The 17,161-nt window shown below is 60.0% G+C and carries 20 protein-coding genes, 1 tRNA gene and 1 pseudogene; 11 read left to right on the plus strand and 11 right to left on the minus strand.

Annotated elements, in window-relative coordinates; all coding sequences use genetic code 11:
• The 8 genes and pseudogenes from AC5E6N_RS17135 to AC5E6N_RS17170 all read left to right on the plus strand — a co-directional run.
• Positions 1-282 (plus strand): annotated as a pseudogene (locus tag AC5E6N_RS17135) (hypothetical protein); the annotation flags it as partial.
• A complete protein-coding gene (locus AC5E6N_RS17140; RefSeq protein WP_491748959.1) occupies positions 279-1,631 on the plus strand; it encodes an aspartate aminotransferase family protein in 1,353 nt (450 codons plus the stop codon). The pseudogene AC5E6N_RS17135 and the gene AC5E6N_RS17140, both read left to right, overlap by 4 nt.
• Before the next feature lie 132 nt (positions 1,632-1,763).
• Positions 1,764-2,792 (plus strand): ABC transporter substrate-binding protein, encoded by a 1,029-nt coding sequence (locus AC5E6N_RS17145; protein WP_491748960.1) that lies wholly within the window; start codon positions 1,764-1,766, stop codon positions 2,790-2,792.
• A gap of 76 nt (positions 2,793-2,868) precedes the next feature.
• Positions 2,869-3,657 (plus strand): ABC transporter permease, encoded by a 789-nt coding sequence (locus AC5E6N_RS17150; protein ID WP_491691472.1) that lies wholly within the window; start codon positions 2,869-2,871, stop codon positions 3,655-3,657.
• A 3-nt stretch (positions 3,658-3,660) separates the two neighbouring features.
• Positions 3,661-4,461 (plus strand): ABC transporter ATP-binding protein, encoded by an 801-nt coding sequence (locus tag AC5E6N_RS17155; protein ID WP_491748961.1) that lies wholly within the window; start codon positions 3,661-3,663, stop codon positions 4,459-4,461.
• Position 4,462: 1 nt separating this feature from the next.
• The gene (locus AC5E6N_RS17160; protein ID WP_491748962.1) at positions 4,463-5,236 is read left to right on the plus strand and encodes an SDR family NAD(P)-dependent oxidoreductase; all 774 of its coding nucleotides are present in this window, start codon (positions 4,463-4,465) and stop codon (positions 5,234-5,236) included.
• A complete protein-coding gene (locus AC5E6N_RS17165; protein WP_491748963.1) occupies positions 5,233-5,976 on the plus strand; it encodes an SDR family NAD(P)-dependent oxidoreductase in 744 nt (247 codons plus the stop codon). The genes AC5E6N_RS17160 and AC5E6N_RS17165 overlap by 4 nt, the downstream gene beginning before the upstream one ends.
• A 16-nt stretch (positions 5,977-5,992) precedes the next feature.
• On the plus strand, positions 5,993-6,907 hold the full coding sequence (locus AC5E6N_RS17170) for a polysaccharide deacetylase family protein (protein ID WP_491748964.1): 915 nt from the start codon (positions 5,993-5,995) through the stop codon (positions 6,905-6,907).
• A gap of 168 nt (positions 6,908-7,075) precedes the next feature.
• Here the strand turns inward: AC5E6N_RS17170 and AC5E6N_RS17175 are convergent.
• Positions 7,076-7,152: transfer RNA gene (locus AC5E6N_RS17175), tRNA-Ile, on the minus strand.
• Between the two features lie 165 nt (positions 7,153-7,317).
• Between AC5E6N_RS17175 and AC5E6N_RS17180 the strand changes: the two genes are divergently transcribed.
• Positions 7,318-8,049 (plus strand): SIMPL domain-containing protein, encoded by a 732-nt coding sequence (locus tag AC5E6N_RS17180; protein ID WP_491748965.1) that lies wholly within the window; start codon positions 7,318-7,320, stop codon positions 8,047-8,049.
• Between the two features lie 79 nt (positions 8,050-8,128).
• Here the strand turns inward: AC5E6N_RS17180 and AC5E6N_RS17185 are convergent, their stop codons facing one another.
• The 4 genes from AC5E6N_RS17185 to AC5E6N_RS17200 all read right to left on the minus strand — a co-directional run bounded on the left by AC5E6N_RS17185 (position 8,129) and on the right by AC5E6N_RS17200 (position 10,130).
• A complete protein-coding gene (locus AC5E6N_RS17185; RefSeq protein WP_491691733.1) occupies positions 8,129-8,488 on the minus strand; it encodes a hypothetical protein in 360 nt (119 codons plus the stop codon).
• Between the two features lie 305 nt (positions 8,489-8,793).
• Entirely contained in the window at positions 8,794-9,180 is a 387-nt protein-coding gene (locus AC5E6N_RS17190) for a type II toxin-antitoxin system HicB family antitoxin (RefSeq protein WP_491691734.1), read from the minus strand.
• 27 nt (positions 9,181-9,207) lie between these two features.
• Positions 9,208-9,396, minus strand: coding sequence for a type II toxin-antitoxin system HicA family toxin (locus AC5E6N_RS17195; RefSeq protein ID WP_491691735.1), 189 nt, complete (start codon positions 9,394-9,396; stop codon positions 9,208-9,210).
• 188 nt (positions 9,397-9,584) lie between these two features.
• Positions 9,585-10,130, minus strand: coding sequence for a hypothetical protein (locus AC5E6N_RS17200; protein ID WP_491748966.1), 546 nt, complete (start codon positions 10,128-10,130; stop codon positions 9,585-9,587).
• A gap of 72 nt (positions 10,131-10,202) precedes the next feature.
• Here AC5E6N_RS17200 and AC5E6N_RS17205 point away from each other — a divergent pair, with 72 nt between their 5' ends.
• Positions 10,203-10,763, plus strand: a complete 561-nt coding sequence (locus AC5E6N_RS17205; RefSeq protein ID WP_491748967.1) for a DUF2975 domain-containing protein — start codon at positions 10,203-10,205, stop codon at positions 10,761-10,763.
• Positions 10,764-10,769: 6 nt separating this feature from the next.
• Positions 10,770-10,982, plus strand: a complete 213-nt coding sequence (locus AC5E6N_RS17210) for a helix-turn-helix domain-containing protein (RefSeq protein ID WP_491691738.1) — start codon at positions 10,770-10,772, stop codon at positions 10,980-10,982.
• A gap of 12 nt (positions 10,983-10,994) precedes the next feature.
• Here the strand turns inward: AC5E6N_RS17210 and AC5E6N_RS17215 are convergent, their stop codons facing one another.
• The 6 genes from AC5E6N_RS17215 to AC5E6N_RS17240 all read right to left on the minus strand — a co-directional run.
• Positions 10,995-11,594, minus strand: coding sequence for a GNAT family N-acetyltransferase (locus AC5E6N_RS17215; RefSeq protein ID WP_491748968.1), 600 nt, complete (start codon positions 11,592-11,594; stop codon positions 10,995-10,997).
• On the minus strand, positions 11,587-12,006 hold the full coding sequence (locus tag AC5E6N_RS17220; RefSeq protein WP_491748969.1) for a ketosteroid isomerase-related protein: 420 nt from the start codon (positions 12,004-12,006) through the stop codon (positions 11,587-11,589). Before AC5E6N_RS17220 ends, AC5E6N_RS17215 begins: the two co-directional genes overlap by 8 nt.
• A gap of 52 nt (positions 12,007-12,058) precedes the next feature.
• The gene (locus AC5E6N_RS17225) at positions 12,059-12,700 is read right to left on the minus strand and encodes a glutathione S-transferase (RefSeq protein WP_491748970.1); all 642 of its coding nucleotides are present in this window, start codon (positions 12,698-12,700) and stop codon (positions 12,059-12,061) included.
• Positions 12,697-13,104: a secondary thiamine-phosphate synthase enzyme YjbQ gene (locus AC5E6N_RS17230; protein ID WP_491748971.1), complete on the minus strand. Its 408-nt coding sequence runs from the start codon at positions 13,102-13,104 to the stop codon at positions 12,697-12,699. The genes AC5E6N_RS17225 and AC5E6N_RS17230 overlap by 4 nt, the downstream gene beginning before the upstream one ends.
• A 45-nt stretch (positions 13,105-13,149) precedes the next feature.
• Positions 13,150-15,180 carry an RNA polymerase sigma factor RpoD gene (gene rpoD, locus AC5E6N_RS17235; RefSeq protein WP_491748972.1) on the minus strand — a complete coding sequence of 677 codons (2,031 nt, stop codon included), beginning with the start codon at positions 15,178-15,180 and terminating at the stop codon, positions 13,150-13,152.
• A 508-nt stretch (positions 15,181-15,688) separates the two neighbouring features.
• The coding region (locus AC5E6N_RS17240; protein WP_491748973.1) for a DNA primase at positions 15,689-17,161 on the minus strand (1,473 nt) is incomplete at its 5' end.

A 17,161-nucleotide genomic window follows, 5' to 3' on the forward strand; every position in this document is an offset into this window, starting at 1 on the left:
GCCGAAGGGCTGCTCGCCCTCATCGGCAGCCACGGATATCTCGAAATCGCGGAGCTTACGGATGACGAACTGGCCCTGATCCCGCATCTTGTGATGGCACGCGTAGTGGTCAGAGCTCTCCTGACCATCTGGCGTGCGAGGCTTTTCCCGGACAACAAGACCTACATTCTACGCAACACGGAACAGGGATGGCACCAGCTCGATTGGTTTCTCGCGCGTTCGCCTGACGAGATCTCCCATACGCTCACGTCCTTCTCGGGCCGGACAGGGTGGAGATCATGACAGACAGACGGGCCGGCACGAAACGGGGCAAGATGGTGAACGGCTTCGATCCCTCGAATGCCGGCAGCCTGGATGACAGAACCCGTTCCTTCGTCGAACGCAGAGCAGCGCTTCTCGGACCGGCCTACCGCCTGTTCTACGACAATCCGGTGGAGTTTCACCATGCCGAAGGCGTGCTGATGTTCGACGCGGATGGCAATGACTACCTGGACGCCTATAACAACGTTGTTTCGCTCGGCCATTGTCATCCGGCGGTCAATGCGGCCATCTGCGAACAGCTGAACACCCTGTGTACACACACGCGCTACATCCAGCCGCAAATCCTCGATTTTGCGCAGAAGCTGCTCGGCACCTTCGACGAGGAGATCGGCCATGCGATGTTTACCTGCACCGGATCGGAAGCCAATGACCTGGCCTTGCGCATGGCGAAGTATCACACCGGCAACCAGGGAATTATCGTGACCTGCGAGGCCTATCACGGCAACTCGGAACTGACGGCCGGGTTCTCTCCCTCCATGGGGGAAAACTCGCCTTTGGGCACATGGGTCCGGCGCGTGCCCGCACCGGACACGTATCGCGTGAAAACGGAGAACATGGGCCAATGGCTGGCCGAACGGGTTAGCGAACAAATTCTGGATCTCAAGCGCCGAGGCCAGGGTTTGGCTGCGTTCGTCGCGGATTCACTGTTCACGTCAGACGGCATTTTCGCCCATGACAGCGACATCTATCGGCCGGTTATAGAGGTCGTACGGGCCGCCGGTGGGCTATTCGTCGCCGATGAAGTTCAATGCGGCTTTGCACGTTCCGGGACGCATATGTGGGGCTATCAACGCCATTCGGTCGTGCCCGATATCGTGTCGCTCGGCAAACCGATGGGCAACGGATACCCCGTCGCCGGTATCGTCGTCAGACCTGAGATCGCAGCGGCCTTCGGACATGACATGCGCTACTTCAACACCTTTGGCGGCAACACGGTCGCCATCGCCGCCGCGAATGCGACGTTCGACGCGATCCGGAACGAAAACCTGCAGCAAAACTGCCTTACAGTCGGAACGATCCTGAAGGCCGGCATCGAAGCGCTTGCGAAAAACGACGAACGTATCGGCGATGTGCGCGGGACCGGCCTGTATCTGGGTGTGGAAATGGTCAAGGACAAAACCACACGGGAACCGGACAGCGCGCTTGCACTCGGCATCGTCAACGAAATGCGCAAACGCCGGGTTCTGATTTCCGCCACATCTCAGAACGCCAACGTCCTGAAAATCCGGCCCCCGCTTATCTTCAGCGCGGCGAATGCGGATCGTTTCCTGTCGCAACTGGAGGTTTCCCTGAAGTCGGTGCCCGTATAGGCGCCCAACATCATAATAAAAATAAAATAGCGGAGGAAATCGAAAAGCCTCACCCGAAAATACTTATGAATACAAACAGTGAGGCAACTCGAGGAGGTCTGAACCTTACCAAAGAAAAACAGAGAGGATCACATGGTAGTCAAGGTAAGTAGACAGAGCATCGCGAGTGCTCTAATCGCACCGGTCGTGCTTTTCATGGCATCGACCGCCAATGTCAGCGAAGCAAAGGCAGAAGACAGGATAAGTTGCATCTTTCCGTTCTGGTTCGGTTTCGCCCCTGTGTTCGTAGCGGAAAAGGAAGGCTATTTCGAAAGCGAAGGTCTGGAAGTCACCACTGCCTTCGACAATGACCGCGCCAATGTCCTGCCGGCGATGGCAAATGGATCCGTCGATTGCACAATGCGTACGATCGGAGAGTCCATGTCGCGTCCACGCCAGTCCGACACGACCGGAACCGTCATCGGTACGATCGACATTTCCGTCGGAGCGGACGGCGTTGTCGCCAGCGGCGACATCCAGGACGTCGAGGACCTTATCGGCAAGACGATGGCCGGAGAAATCAACCATCCAGGCACGACACTGATACAGCATGCCCTTTCTCAAAAGGGAAAGAGCATCAAGGATGTCAATATTCAGCTGATTGCGACAGACGATTCAGCTGCGATATTTGAAGACAGGAATATCACCGCCGTTGCCACGTGGGAACCGATGATGAGTTCCATCATCAAGAATACCTCCAGAGATGGCGCCCACCTGTTGCTGACCTCGGCCGACTATGAAGGCCTCATCACCGACGTCATCATCGTGCGGACCGAGGATTATAGGGAGAATCCGGAAAAATACGCCAAGTTTCTTCGCGGAATCTATCGTGCGATCGATCTGTACAACGCCGACCCGGACAGGTTCATCGCGATTTCAGCCCCTTCCTTCGGCGTTCCGGCAGATGAAATGAAGGAGGCGCTGGAGGGCGTGAAATATACCTCCTATGAGGAAAGCGTCGAATACCTGCCGTCCGGAGACAATCCGGGAAAACTGAAAGACGTCTTTGACGCCTTCAATGAGATCAACGTCGTGCTCGATCTTCAGGACGGCCCCCTGACCTATCAGCCCTATGTGGACGGCTCTGCTCTTGACGGCCTCTTCGACGGCCATCAGCGTTAACGGGCGCGGCGGCTCCGGTTCTTAAAAAGCCGGAGCCGCCTCACCAGCAGCCAATTCACACCTGAAGGGCCATCACGTGTTTCAGTCCCTTTTTGCGTTCCGCAAGCCAATCCCGCGCCGCCTGCAGACCGGTCTTGGTGCATTCGGCTTCATCCTGTTTCTCGGCGCCTGGCATATGACCGCCATTTCAGGCGCGATCCGGCCCGAGTTTCTGCCGACACCGTTTGCGGTCCTGGAAGCTTTCGGACGTCTTTTCACCGAGCAGGATTTCGCCTCGGACATCGTTATCAGCGTCACGCGCGTCTGGGTGGCTTTTTTGCTCTCCGTCATCATCGCGGTGCCGCTCGGCCTCTACATGAGCACTTACCGGGCAGTCGGTGCAATCCTCGAGCCGTTCATCGACTTCATCCGCTATCTGCCGGTTCCCGCGCTCGTTCCGCTTCTGGTGATCTGGTTCGGCGTCGGCGAGGCTTCCAAGATCGCCGTCCTGTGGATGGGAACATTCTTTCAGCTCATTCTCCTGATCGCAGATGACACGAAGCGCGTGCCACCGGAATACATCGAGTCCGGACAGACCCTCGGCGCCACCAACAGCGAAATCATGCGGCACATCATCATCCCGGCCGCGCTGCCCAACATGGTCGACAATCTGCGCATAACGCTCGGCTGGTGCTGGACGTACCTGATCGTTGCGGAAATCGTCGCTGCCAGTTCAGGGATCGGTCACGTCATCTGGTCGCTGCGCCGGTTCGTCAAGACGCCCGAAGTCATGGCCGGCATCATCGCCATCGGCATTATCGGCTTGCTGACGGATCAGGCATTGCGTTTCGCGCATGCCCGACTGTTCTCATATCAGCGCAGGTGATCAATGACTGCTTCGATCGAAATAGAAAACCTGTCAAAGACCTATTGGTCCGAAGACGGCAAGACCGAGACCAAGGTCATCCTGCCGATGTCCATGTCGATATCCGAAGGCGAAATGGTGATGTTTCTCGGCCCGTCCGGATGCGGCAAGACCACACTCATGCGCATTGTCGGCGGCCTTGAACATCAGGACGAGGGCACCGTGCTGCTGAACGGCGAACGTCTGGACAAACCGGACCGCAGGCGCGGGATGGTGTTCCAGTCCTATTCCTCGTTTCCCTGGCTGACGGTACGGGAGAACGTCAAGTTCGGCACCCGCTACAGAAAGGACATATCGGAGGCCGAGAAACAGGAAGTCACCGATCACTACCTTGCCATGGTCGGTCTTGCCCAATACCGGGACTTCTACACCAACCGGATTTCCGGTGGCATGCGCCAGCGTGTTGCCATTGCCAGAACCCTGGCATCTTCCCCGGAAGTCCTGCTCATGGACGAGCCGTTCGGAGCCCTGGACGCACAGACGCGCGAACATCTTCAATTCCAGCTGATGGACATCAATCAGACCGAACGGAAAACGACGATCTTCGTGACCCACGACGTCGAAGAAGCAATCCTGCTCGCAGACCGGATCGTGATCTTCTCGGCGCGCCCTGCACGCATCGTCAAGGAAATCGTCGTGGATGACCTGATACCGCTTGAAGACCGGCGCAGCGGAGATGTGGACCCGCAAAAGATGTTCGATCTGCGCCGCGAAATTCACGAACTCATCAGAGCACAGTATTCCGGCGCCGTGGAGGCCATCTGATATGAGCGCATCGTTTGAAGGCAAGAAGGCTGTCGTGACCGGCGCAAACCGGGGTATCGGGCTGAGTGTTGCCGAGGGGTTTCTGAGCGCAGGTGCCGATGTCACAATCGTGGCACTGGAAACGGATGTTGAAACCGTCGCCGCCGAACTCAGCGAGAATTACGGCAAAACCGTCCGCGGCCTTGTGTGCGACATCTCCGATCTCGATCAGGTTCGACGGCTTCGCAGCAGCATCGATCATGCGGATATACTCATCAACAATGCCGGGTTTGAGTACATTACCCCGATATCCGAGCCTTCCGGACAGGTGGATGCGAATTTCAGGCAGATCGTCGAAACCAACGTCATAGGAACCTTTTCGGTCATCCGTCATCTGCTGGACAGACTTCCTGATGGCGCCCGCATCGTCAACACGGCGTCCATGTGGGGCAAGACCGCCGTTGCCGAGTTCAGCGGCTATTGCGCCTCAAAACAATCGGTGATCGGTCTGACGCGTTCGCTTGCCCGGGAACTCGCCCCCAGAAAAATCTCGGTCAACGCGGTTTGCCCGGGCTGGGTCAGAACAGCCGCGTCGATGCGCTCTCTATCTTTCATGGCCGCACGTCAGGACCGCACAGAAAGCGACCTGCTGACGGAAATCGTTTCGGCTCAAGCTCTGGAGGGGCTGATGGAACCAGCCGACATGGCCGCGATATACCTGTTTCTCTCAGGCCCCGCGGCGGACAACATTACCGGGCAATCCTTCACCATCGACCGCGGCGAGTTGATGCAATGAGCTCCGAACTCAACGGCAAAACGGCGCTGGTGACCGGCGCGGCCCGGGGTATCGGTGCGGCGATCGCCCATGCTTTGGCGGACGCGGGGGCTGCGGTCGTACTGGCCGACCGGCAAAACCCAAATGAGACGGAAGACTCAATCCTTGCGAAAGGCGGCAAGGCACGATCGCAGCTTTGCGACGTTTCGGACCCGGCAAGCGTGGACGCGCTCTTTTGCGACCTGCAATCGCGCGAAAAACGCCTCGATTTTGCTGTCAATGCGGCAGGTATCCTGTTGGAAGGAAAAATAACGGACATGCCGGTGGAACAGTTCGACAGGATCATTTCCGTGAACCTTCGCGGCTCATTCCTTGTTGCACGCGGCGCGGCAAAGCTCATGCAAACGCTCAAGCGGGGACGAATCCTGTTCATTTCGTCGGAGCTGGCATATCTCGGAAGGGCCGACTTCTCCGCCTATTGCGCTTCCAAGGCAGGCGTCGTCGGGTTGACACGCTCTCTGGCGCGCGAACTCGCGCCGAACATCCTCGTCAACGCAATCGCGCCCGGTCCTGTCGACACGCCGATGCTGGCCCTGGAGAACATGTCTCAGGAATGGATCGACAAGGAGCTCGACATTCCGTTGAGACGGGTCGGCCTGCCGGCTGAGATCGGCGCCCTCGCCCGCTTCTTATGCGGGCCCGACGCCGGCTTTTTCACCGGCCAGACGCTGAGCCCCAATGGCGGCGCGGTGATGATCTGATGGGAAGGAGCAACCAATGCTGCAAAGACCCGTAAACTGGCCAGGCGGGGCGAAGGTCGCATGCGCCATCACACTCGATATGGACGCGGACAGTCTGGTTCATATCCACCATGGTGCGAACGCCCATAATAAATTGAGCGCCTTGTCCATGCTCCGGTACGGTCCGGACGTTGCCATACCGCGCATTCTGGACAGCTATCGCCGTCTTGGCTTGAAACAGACATTTTTCATTCCTGCCTGGTGTATCGAGCACCATCCGAAGGCCGTCGAGGCCATCGTACGGGACGGGCACGAGGTCGGCTATCACGGCTACATCCATGAAGCTCCGAACAGCCTTTCGCGCGATCAGGAGCACGACTATATGTGCCGCTCCATTGAGATTATCGAAAAGCACACCGGCCAACGACCGCGCGGAAACCGGTCTCCGCTTTACAATATGTCGTCTCAGACGCCTGAACTGCTGATCGAAGAGGGGTTTGTCTATGATTCCTCGCTCATGGGCGATGAGGTACCCTATCTGCTGGATATTCCCGGAAAAGGCAGGCTGACGGAACTGCCGGTAAGCTGGGCCACTGACGACTGGCCTCCATACGTGCATGCGCCGGACCTGGACTACATGTTTCAGGTCATGCCTCCCAAGCGGGCGATGGACGTGTTCATTGCCGAGTTCGAGGCATTGCGCTCGTGTCCCGGCGGACTTTGGATTGGCGTGTGGCACCCGTTTGTCAGCGGCCGGTTATCCCGATGGCTGGAGGTGGAAAGAGCGATACAGCACATGCTTGATACCGGTGACGTCTGGTTTGCCAGCCTTGAACAAATAGCTGCGCATGTGAAGTCCGAAGCGGAGGCCGGAGCCTATTCCCCGAGAATTGATCGTTTGCCCTATCACCTTGAAAACCAGTTGCCTGAAGAGCTCGCCGGGAAAAGTTAGAGCGAGATTGCCAATTCCTCCAGTGGCACCTCGGCTCCGCACCGTTTCAACCGCGTCCGAGAATGAAATCCGCGGCCCGCTCGCCGATCATGATCGTCGGTGCGTTGGTGTTGCCACTGTCTTAGGAACAATCTGTTACCTATGTCTCCGGGTCGGACACAAGAAAAATGGTGGGCCCGGAGGGACTCGAACCCCCAACCAAGCGGTTATGAGCCGCCGGCTCTAACCAATTGAGCTACAGGCCCCACCCGGCGCGAACGGCCGGTCCAAAGCGCGTCTGGCGCGCGGACCGGACCCGCTTAAACCAATTCCCCCGCCGCGACAAGATGCTTCCATAGAAGACACGACAAGACATTGCCGCAATGCGTTATTATCACGGCCCGGCCAAACATAATTATCCGGGGTTATTCATGATTTCTCGACGCAGCCTGACCTTCGCCCTTGCCCTTGCCGTCCTGCCCGTAACGGCGCTTGCCAGCGATGACGGGGGGCAAAAACCCGGCATCGTCGCCGTCACCGGCGAGGGAACGGCCCGCCTCGTGCCCGACATGGCGGTGATGACGCTGACCGTCATGCGCCAGGACAAGACCGCGCGCGACGCCTTGAGCGCCAACAATTCGGCCATGGCCGAGGTGCTTGCTGCCATGCGCGCCGATGGCATTGAGGCGCGCGACCTGCAGACCTCGGGCTTTTCGATCGATCCGCAATATTTCTACCCCGACCGCAGGAACAACGAGCCGGTGGAGCCGCAGATCACCGGCTACCGTGTTTCCAATACGCTGACGGTGCGCATCCGCGACCTCGACAAACTCGGCACACTGCTCGATAAATCCGTCACCCTTGGCGTCAACCAGGGCGGCCAGATCATGTTCACCAATGACGACCCCTCCGCCGCCATCACCGAGGCGCGCAAGGAAGCGATGAAGGATGCGGTCGCCAAGGCGACGACACTGGTCGAAGCGGCCGGCGCGGGCCTCGGGCGCATCACCGGGATCAGCGAGCAGCAGTTCCGCCCGCAGCCCATGCCGGTCGCCCGCGCCAGGCTGGCGATGGCCGAATCGGCCGATGCCGCCGTGCCTGTCGCCTCCGGCGAGAACGCCTACCGGGTGACCGTCAATGTCAGCTTCGAGATCGACCAGTAGGTACAAAAAATCCCCGGCGGTGGCCTGTTTTGGCAGGCCGGTGCCGGGGATAACCCGCTGATCTGTGGGTGGGCGGCGATCAGCGGAAACGGATAACCGGACAGTGGCGGGCATTGGCGAAGACCACTTTGGTCTTGTAGCCGTGGCGCCAACCGCGAACGACGACGCGGTTCGGGTTGCGGCGCACGACGCGGGGGTTGTTGACGCCCATGCGCCAGGCTTTGTTGACGGCGCGGCGCGGCTTGCATTTGCCCTTGCGGTAGCGCGGCGGCGGTGCGCCCCAGCGGGGGTTCGAGCCGTAGTAATAGCCGTAGCCGGGCGTGCCGAACTGGATGCCGAACTCGATATTGCCGGCGGAGGCCTGGCTGGTCGTGGCGGCGGTGGCACCAACGGCGATCAATGCCGCCAGCGTGGTCGCTTTTGCGATTTTTGCGAACATTTTATCCTCTCCATCCTCTGGGTTTTCGGGATCGCTGTGATGCGATGATGAAAATTTAGTAATGTTCGCCTGAACGCATTTGGAACCGGGCGTTCATATTGCGTTCATCGTCGGGGGAGGAGAGAATTGTTGTTTAGGAACAGAGTATTAGCGCCGGAAAAATCATGAAACTTCTGCCGGCGGGCCGTTTTGGCATCTGCGCTGCCCGCCAAACCCGGCTCGGTTTCCATCGGCGGGAAGACCCTTTTACAGCCCGGCTGCGTCGCGGCCGGCCCCGCCTTCGACCGCTGTCAGGAATTCTCGCTCTAAATCTGATCGACGCTTGCACCGACCATATAGGCCGAACGCGTCAGGCCGCGTCGCCTGGCCTCGTCGTCGATGGCGGCAAGAATGCCCTTGTCGATGGAAAGGCCGATGCGGACCGTTTTTCCGACCTGCCGGATCAAGGGCACCGCCGCGATGATATCCTCGGGAGAATACCATTCGTCATTGTCGCGAATGTTCGCAATCTCGGATGGCGCAGGCAGGACGTCGCCGTCTTGCTCCATTCCCTCGACATGCAGCGCCAACGCCTCGCGGGCGCATTCAAGCGCTTCCTCTATCGTCTCTCCCGAAGTGACGCATCCCGGAAAGTCCGGGAAGACGACACCGAAGAGACCGTCTTCCTGATCTATGATCGCATAGTAATGCATGACTAGCCCATTGTGGTGGTGGATCTATCATTTGAGACCCGCCTGTTTCCTGATCGAGTTTTCCGTCTTTTTCGTCAGGTCTTTTTTCGGGTGCGGAACCGTGACCCGGCCCTTCTTTTCGGGGTGCTTGAATTGGTGGTGACTGCCCTTCACCGCGACCAGCTCCCAGCCATCGGCTTTGAGCAGCTTTATAATGTCACGACTGCTGACCGGCACTTCAGCTCTCCGATATTATGCTTATATATACATAATTCACGCACATAAATCAAGAGAACTTATGCAGATATATGCATACTATCACTGTGTTGACGGGCAGGTGATGGTGAGGACACGGGGGCGTGTTGAGCATCATTCAGAGGCAATCCGTCGGCAAAGTATCAGCCCTGGCAATCCGGGACCTCCGTCTACAATTGCTGCGCCGAGACCAGCGTGCGCAGATCGACGTTCCTTGTCATGACAAAATAGGCCTCCTCCGGCTTAGTTTTCAGCTTCGTGGTCACCGGCAACGGACCCTTGGGAAGCGCGGCAACGCGGCAGGCGCCGGAGGTGACGGTGAGCGATCCCTTCGTGCCGTCCGGGTCCGTCTTTCTACGCGCCCGGACCGTCTCGCGCATCGCCTCGAGGCGGGGAATATCGGCCTTGGCAGCACGGAATATCTGGGCATCGGGAGAAAGGCCCGCCGATTGCCGGGCGCTTTGCGGCAACGGGACCTGCTGCAAGACAATGCGTTCCTCTAAGGCCGGTTCGCCCGCCGATTCATTCACGCCGATAGTGATGATCGCGGAGCCGGGGCGCACAAGCAGCCCCTCCGGCATTTCGACCGCGACACGCAAGGCCTCGACATCCATGGTCATGAAGTCCAGCCCCTTCAGTTTCGGTATTGAAGACAAGGGAACATGGCCACAGGCCGCAAGGGCGAACGCGAGAAGAACACCAAACAGAACACGCATAGAAATTTCCTGCTTTACACAATTTTCTTATTGTTTTACGATAAATTATTATCGAGTCAATAGGAGTAAATCATGTCGACCAATGCCAATCCAACAGATGCAACATTCCGCCGTGTCGTCAGGCTGAGCCTCTGGTTGAAGCGGCTTGCGACGCTCGGCGTTATCCTCTTTGTCGGCTTTGCGCTGAGCGTCGTTGTCGTGCCGGGCTGGTTCGATACGATGGTCACGGCGGCCTATCCGGAGATGACCATCGCCACGGGCATCACTCCGTTCAAAAGGATATCCCTCATCCTCCTCCTCGCCCTGCCGCTGACCGTCAGCCTCTACGGATTGTGGAACATCAGGATGCTTTTCGACTGTTATGCGCGCGGCGAGGTGTTCAGCCCGGCGCCGGCGGCCCATATCCGCAATGTCGGATTGGCGATGCTCGTCAATGTGGTGCTGACAGTGCTGGTCCACTCATTGGGCAGTGTTATCCTGACACTCGACAACCCGGCCGGCAGCCGGCAGCTCACAATCTCGGCCTCCAGCGATACCTATCTGCTTCTGCTCCTCGGCGGACTGCTCGTGGTGATCGGCTGGATCATGCAGGAAGCCGCGCGCATCTCCGATGAAAACAGCAGCTTCGTGTGAACCGCCATGCCGATCATCGTGAACCTCGATGTCATGCTGGCGCGGCGCAAAATGCGCTCGCGCACGCTGGCCGAAACGGTGGGCATCACCGAGCAGAACATTTCCCTGCTGAAGTCCGGCAAGGTAAAGGGCGTGCGCTTCGACACGCTCGACAGGATCTGCAAGGCCCTCGACTGCCAGCCCGGCGACATTCTGGAATACCGGGACGAGGCGGATTAAGGCGCCCGCGCATCAGCCTTTGGCCAGCGTCCGCGTCCAGAACTGCATGGGCTTGCGGGTTTCTTCCGTGTCGCCAATATCGCGCCAGGGGAAATCGCAGACGAGGCCATCCATCTTTTCATAGCCGCGATTGCGCCAGAATGTGTCGAGCGGCACATAGTCCGCGGGGCGCATGGGATGATCGTCCGGGCGGATGACACCGCAAAAGACGATGCGCTCGAAGCCTTCCGCCCGCGCCGCCTTCTCCCGCTCTTCGAAGAAACGCACGCCGATGCCGTGTCCGCGATACTCCGGCAACAGCACCGACTCGCCAAAATAGAAAAACTCCTCGGCCTTGAGGCCATGTTTGAGGAAGGGCTCGGCAAAATCGTCAAAATGATCGGCGAGCGGCGCGGCCGTTGCCGCCCCGACCAGCCGGTCGCCATCATAGGCGCCGATGATCACCGCGCCCTTGGAGGCGGCGAATTTGGCGAGGTAGTTGCGCTCATACTCCATGTCGCCTTCGTAGAGATAAGGCCATTCATGAAAGACAGTGATGCGCAGATGCGCCAGGTCGTCGAGCGCTTCGGAAAGCGCCGCGCCGGTCAGTGTACGCAGGGCAATCTCAGCCATCGCCCGCCTCCACCTGGGCAATCCAGTCGGCAAGATTGTAATAGGTCGTCACCCGCGAGATCAGCCCGTCGTCGATCTCGAAAAAGATGCCGGCCGAAAGGCTGTAGCGCTGGCCGTTCGCCGGCGGCAGGCCCTCGGCCGTCTGCAGATAGGTGCCGCGCACGGTGAACTCCGCCGCCGCACGGCCGCCGCCGGGCGCGACCATGATGGCGATGTCGCTCAGTTCCTTGGCATAATGCCGCGCCATCTCGGCGTTGAACCAGCGGAACTTCTCGCGGCCGATCTCGCGCCCGCCCTGATTGATATCGTGAATGACATCTTCGACAAGAAGCGCCAGCATCGCCTCGCTGTCGCTGGCGTTGAAGGCATCGAGATAGGCCCGGATCAGGCGTTCGGTTTCTTGTTCGGCCACGGGCAATCCTCATTTGCTTCGGGGCGACAGTAGCAGGCGGCACACCCCGCGCTCAGCCGCCAAACACGGTCACCGCATCGCCCGTCTGCCATTTGGGATATTTGTCCATGATCGCGGCGAAACGTTCCGACGTTTCGAACCCCTCCAGCCAAGCCCGGACGGACGGCCAGTCCTCGCCTTCGAACCAGGCCCGACCAACATTGGCGAACTGGCGGATGAAGGGCAGGATCGCCATGTCGGCAAGGCTCACCCGCCCGCCGAAAAGAAAGCCGCCGGGCCGCAATTGCTCCTCCAGCCCGTGCAGGATAGCCGCCGCCTTCGTCCGCTCCTCAAGCGGATCGCCGCCCGGATAGCGCGTCCCGTATTTATAGCGGTCGAGGCTCTGCTTGAACGGGCCGTCCACGTCTTCGATCAGGGCGAGCATCGCATCGTGCGAACCGGTCTCAGGCGTCAGCCAGCCTTCCGGATCGTTTTTGTCCAGCGTCCAAAGCATGATGTCGAGGCTCTCATCAATCACATCGCCATCGCCTTGAACGAGCGTCGGCACGGTGGCGGACGGCGAGGCTTCCAGAAATTCCGGCGCCTTGTCGCGCAACACCACCTCGCGCAGTTCCACCGTCGTGCCGCGCAGCGCCAGCCGCGCACGCATCGCATAGGGGCATCGGCGAAAACTGTAGAGGATCGGCAACGTCATGGCGACAAATGCAGGACGATCTGGCGGCGGTGCGGCGCGCGCCGGTGTTCGAAGAGGTAAATGCCCTGCCAGGTGCCGAGCAGCGGCGCGCCGCCCGCGACGGGGATCGAAAGACTGACCTGCGTCAGCGCCGCCTTGATATGGGCGGGCATATCGTCCGGCCCCTCGATCGTGTGCCGCAGCCAGTCCATATTCTCCGGCACCAGCCGGGCAAAGAACTCATGAAGATCGCGCTTCACATCCGGATCGGCATTTTCCTGGATCGTCAGCGAGCAGGATGTATGGCGCACGAAGACGGTCAGGAGACTGCTGTCCACCCCGCTCTCGGAGACAAACAGCGCGGCCTCACGGGTGAACTCGTAAAGCCCCTGCCCGTTTGTCTCGATGGCAATCTGCGTCTGCATTGGTCTGCTTACAAAACAGGCGGTCCGAAAGCCACCCTTTGCCCGTTAGCTGTCGAGGAAGCTGCGCAACTTTCTGGACCGGCTCGGATGTTTGAGTTTGCGCAGCGCCTTCGCCTCGATCTGGCGGATGCGCTCGCGGGTCACGGAGAACTGCTGGCCGACCTCTTCCAGCGTGTGGTCGGTGTTCATGCCGATGCCGAAGCGCATGCGCAAAACGCGCTCCTCGCGCGGCGTCAGCGAGGCAAGCACGCGTGTTGTCGTCTCGCGCAAATTCGCCTGGATCGCCGCGTCGATCGGCAGGATGGCGTTCTTGTCCTCGATGAAGTCGCCGAGATGCGAATCTTCCTCGTCGCCCACCGGCGTCTCGAGGCTGATCGGCTCCTTGGCGATCTTCAGAACCTTGCGCACTTTTTCCAGCGGCATGGCGAGCTTTTCGGAAAGCTCCTCCGGCGTCGGCTCACGGCCGATCTCGTGCAGCATCTGGCGCGAGGTGCGCACGATCTTGTTGATCGTCTCGATCATGTGCACCGGAATGCGGATCGTGCGGGCCTGGTCGGCGATCGACCGGGTGATCGCCTGGCGGATCCACCAGGTCGCATAGGTGGAGAACTTGTAGCCGCGGCGGTATTCGAATTTGTCCACCGCCTTCATCAGGCCGATATTGCCCTCCTGGATGAGGTCCAGGAACTGCAGGCCGCGATTGGTGTATTTCTTGGCGATGGAGATGACGAGACGCAGGTTCGCCTCGACCATTTCCTTCTTGGCGATGCGCGCCTCGCGCTCGCCCTTCTGCACCATGTGCACGATGCGGCGGAATTCGGAAATCGAGATGCCGGTCTCGGTGGCGAGGTTCTGGATCTCGCCGCGGATCGCCTTGATCGTATCCTTCTCGACCTTGGAGAATTCCTTCCAGCCCTTGGCGGTGAGATTGGAGATCGACTTCATCCAGTTCGGATCGAGCTCGGCGCCCTGATACTGCTGCAGGAAGTCCTCGCGCTTGACGCCGTGGGATTCGGCAAGCCGCAGGAGCCGACCTTCATTCTGCACAAGGCGCTTGTTGATGTCGTAGAGCTGTTCGACCAGCGCATCGATACGGTTCTGGTTGAGCGCCAGCGATTTCACCGCCGCGATCAGATCTTCCTTGAGCTGCTTGTAGCGCCGCTCCTGCGCCGGCGACAGCGTGCCTGTCGCGGCAAGCCTTGCCTCGACCTGCTGGTCCTGCAGCTTGCGCAGCTTCTTGTAGGTGTCGGCGATGACGTCGAATGTCTCCATCACCTGCGGCCGCAATTCCGCTTCCATCGCGGCGAGCGACAGGTTGGATTCGTCCTCTTCGTCGTCGTCCTCCTCGGTCGAGACGCCTTCGCCGCCGACATCTGTGATGTCGTCGGAGGCACGGGCCTTCTTGGCCTTTTCCTTTTCTTCCGCCGCCTTGCGGTCGGCCTCGATCTTCTCGGGCGACTGGAACTGCGGCGCGGCCTTGGCCTCGGGGCCGGAATAGGTCGTTTCCAGATCGATGATCTCACGCAGCAGCGTCTCACCCTCATTGAGCTCGTCGCGCCAGATGATGATCGCCTGGAAGGTCAGCGGGCTCTCGCACAGGCCCGCGATCATAGTCTCGCGGCCGGCCTCGATGCGCTTGGCGATGGCGATTTCGCCCTCGCGCGACAAAAGCTCGACGGAACCCATCTCGCGCAGATACATGCGCACCGGATCGTCGGTGCGGTCGGTGGGCTCTTTCTTGCGCGTCGTGGCAACGGCCGTTCCGCCGGTCGTCGCGACTTCCGTTCCGGTGCTCTCGTTTTCGTTCGCCGCGGACGCCTCTTCGCTTTCCTCCTCCTCCTCGACGACATTGATGCCCATGTCGGAGAGCATCGACATCGTGTCCTCGATCTGCTCGGAGGTGACTTCCTCGGAAGGCAGGACGGCGTTGAGCGCATCCATTGTCACATAGCCGCGCTTCTTGGCGGCCTTGATCATTTTCTTGACAGCATTGTCGGAAAGGTCGAGAAGCGGTCCGTCGCCGGTTGTTTCGCGTTCGGCCTCGGCGTCCTCGTTTTCCTTGACTTTCGTTGCCATATAATCCGTCACTTTCCTTAGCACATCACATCGACCGGCCCGGCATCCGGCGGTGCCGAGCCGTTCCGACCGAATCGGCTTATGAACTGAGTACAGGTGTGATGCTTAATTCCTGATTAACCATGGATGGTGGCTGTGCCCGAAGCCGAAGCCATGACCGCCGCACCCGATCCGCTGTTTCCGCGCCAGTGCACAACTTTCCAATTCGCTTGACCAATTGAAATTTCTCGCCACTGTGGTGATTCCGTTAATTTCTCCGTCCGTCAAGCGCAGCCGGCCAAAAAACCCGATTTTTGGAGTAGATTCTCCAAAAATAGCGGTATTTGCCCAAACCTGTCGCCTTACCGGCGGAAATGCAAAACGCCAGCCCGGACACCTCCGCGCCCCGGAAACTGGAGTTGTGTGCGGCAGCTTCATCTGATTTCAGGAGCAGGCTCGCAGCGCCTGTCCGCATTCTGCCTGGAAAACTATTTAGGGGGCGCCCACCCCAATACAAGAGCACAAAAGGCTAATTTCCGGCAGCACCCTTGACCCGGCCCGACAGCACGCCGAACCCGTCGATAATCGCCTCCTGCTGCTCCAGGCGATTGTACTCGTTCTGCACCGATTGCAGGGAGCGCATGAGCTGCGGAACCACCGCCTCGTCGCCGGTCTCGGTGGCTTCCGCAAGGTCGCGTTCCAGCTCGATCTTCTCCAGCCTGAGCGCGCGCGAACGCCGGTAAAGTGCCAGCGCCTGCCGGAAGCCCTCGCGCGCGTCTTCAAGCGCCGCCTCACCCGTCGCCGTCCACAGGCGCGCATTTCTGACCTGCCGCTCCATCTGGCCGGTCAACGCCTCAAAACCCTCGGCGTGAAGCTGCGACAGCACCGTCCCGGCCTCCGGCGCCTCGCCTTCGGAACCGAAATCCATCAGCCGGCCAAGCAGCCGGTCGAGCAACTTATGTTCGAATTCCAGCGAGGAGACGTCGTCGAATTCGCTGGCAATCAGCGCCGGATGATTGATGAGGGTGAAGACGATGACACTGTCCCTGAGAGCCGGAACGGCCGAAAGGCCGCGGACCAGCGTCGAGCGGGCGAGCTGATTGGTCATGGCGTAGCGGCGCCCCGCCCTCGCGCCGCGCCGAGCGCTCTGCCTTGAGGGGTCGCGGCTGAACCCGCCGCGTGCATCGCGTGTGCCTGACGACCGCTGCCGGCTTTCAAAAAACGCGTTCAGACGCTCGCGCATATCCTGGATATAATGACGGCGCACGCTCTCATCGCCGATTGTCTCGGTGATGCGACGGAAGGCCGTCTCGAGCGCCGCCTTGCGTTCAGGCGTGTCGAAAACACCCGATGCGGTCTCGCGCATCCACACCATGTCGGCGAGCGGTCGCGCGGCCTTGAGGACGGCGTCGAAGGGCGCCCGCCCCTCGTCCCGAACGAGATCGTCGGGGTCCTTGCCGGCCGGCAGCACCGCAAAGCGCACCGAGCGTCCGGGCCGCAATCCGGCAAGCGCGATATCGACGGCGCGGTTGGCGGCCCGGGTTCCGGCCTCGTCGCCATCGAAGCACAGGACCGGCTCGGGCGTGATGCGCCACAGCAGCTCCAGTTGGTTGTCGGTGAGTGCTGTTCCAAGCGGGGCGACCGCATGTTCGATGCCCGCCTGGTGCAGGGCGATGACATCCATATAGCCTTCAACGGCGACGAGGGTTCCGGCACCCTCGGCGCCCTGCGTCCCACGCCGCGCCCGGGCGAAATTATAAAGCACCCGCCCCTTGTGGAAGAGCTCGGTCTCGTTGGAGTTCAGATATTTAGCCGGGATATCGGCCGACATCGCCCGGCCGCCAAAGGCGATCACCTTTTCCCTGGCGCTCAGGATCGGAAACATGATGCGGTCGCGAAAGCGGTCATAGGAGACGGCGATGTCGGGCCCGTGAACCACCAGGCCGCAGGCCTCGATCTGCTCCTTCTCGGCACCTTTCGACGCCAGATGCTCTTTCAGCGC

This window comes from Hoeflea sp. (assembly GCF_984452065.1).

Coding starts and splice junctions, on each gene's coding strand:
- AC5E6N_RS17160 (WP_491748962.1), top strand. CDS start 4,463: ATGAGCGCATCGTTTGAAGGCAAGAAGGCTGTCGTGACCGGCGCAAAC.
- rpoD (WP_491748972.1), bottom strand. CDS start 15,180: ATGGCAACGAAAGTCAAGGAAAACGAGGACGCCGAGGCCGAACGCGAA.
- AC5E6N_RS17230 (WP_491748971.1), bottom strand. CDS start 13,104: ATGCAGACGCAGATTGCCATCGAGACAAACGGGCAGGGGCTTTACGAG.
- AC5E6N_RS17145 (WP_491748960.1), top strand. CDS start 1,764: ATGGTAGTCAAGGTAAGTAGACAGAGCATCGCGAGTGCTCTAATCGCA.
- AC5E6N_RS17180 (WP_491748965.1), top strand. CDS start 7,318: ATGATTTCTCGACGCAGCCTGACCTTCGCCCTTGCCCTTGCCGTCCTG.
- AC5E6N_RS17155 (WP_491748961.1), top strand. CDS start 3,661: ATGACTGCTTCGATCGAAATAGAAAACCTGTCAAAGACCTATTGGTCC.
- AC5E6N_RS17185 (WP_491691733.1), bottom strand. CDS start 8,488: ATGTTCGCAAAAATCGCAAAAGCGACCACGCTGGCGGCATTGATCGCC.
- AC5E6N_RS17205 (WP_491748967.1), top strand. CDS start 10,203: ATGTCGACCAATGCCAATCCAACAGATGCAACATTCCGCCGTGTCGTC.
- AC5E6N_RS17225 (WP_491748970.1), bottom strand. CDS start 12,700: ATGACGTTGCCGATCCTCTACAGTTTTCGCCGATGCCCCTATGCGATG.
- AC5E6N_RS17190 (WP_491691734.1), bottom strand. CDS start 9,180: ATGCATTACTATGCGATCATAGATCAGGAAGACGGTCTCTTCGGTGTC.
- AC5E6N_RS17165 (WP_491748963.1), top strand. CDS start 5,233: ATGAGCTCCGAACTCAACGGCAAAACGGCGCTGGTGACCGGCGCGGCC.
- AC5E6N_RS17210 (WP_491691738.1), top strand. CDS start 10,770: ATGCCGATCATCGTGAACCTCGATGTCATGCTGGCGCGGCGCAAAATG.
- AC5E6N_RS17140 (WP_491748959.1), top strand. CDS start 279: ATGACAGACAGACGGGCCGGCACGAAACGGGGCAAGATGGTGAACGGC.
- AC5E6N_RS17170 (WP_491748964.1), top strand. CDS start 5,993: ATGCTGCAAAGACCCGTAAACTGGCCAGGCGGGGCGAAGGTCGCATGC.
- AC5E6N_RS17200 (WP_491748966.1), bottom strand. CDS start 10,130: ATGCGTGTTCTGTTTGGTGTTCTTCTCGCGTTCGCCCTTGCGGCCTGT.
- AC5E6N_RS17215 (WP_491748968.1), bottom strand. CDS start 11,594: ATGGCTGAGATTGCCCTGCGTACACTGACCGGCGCGGCGCTTTCCGAA.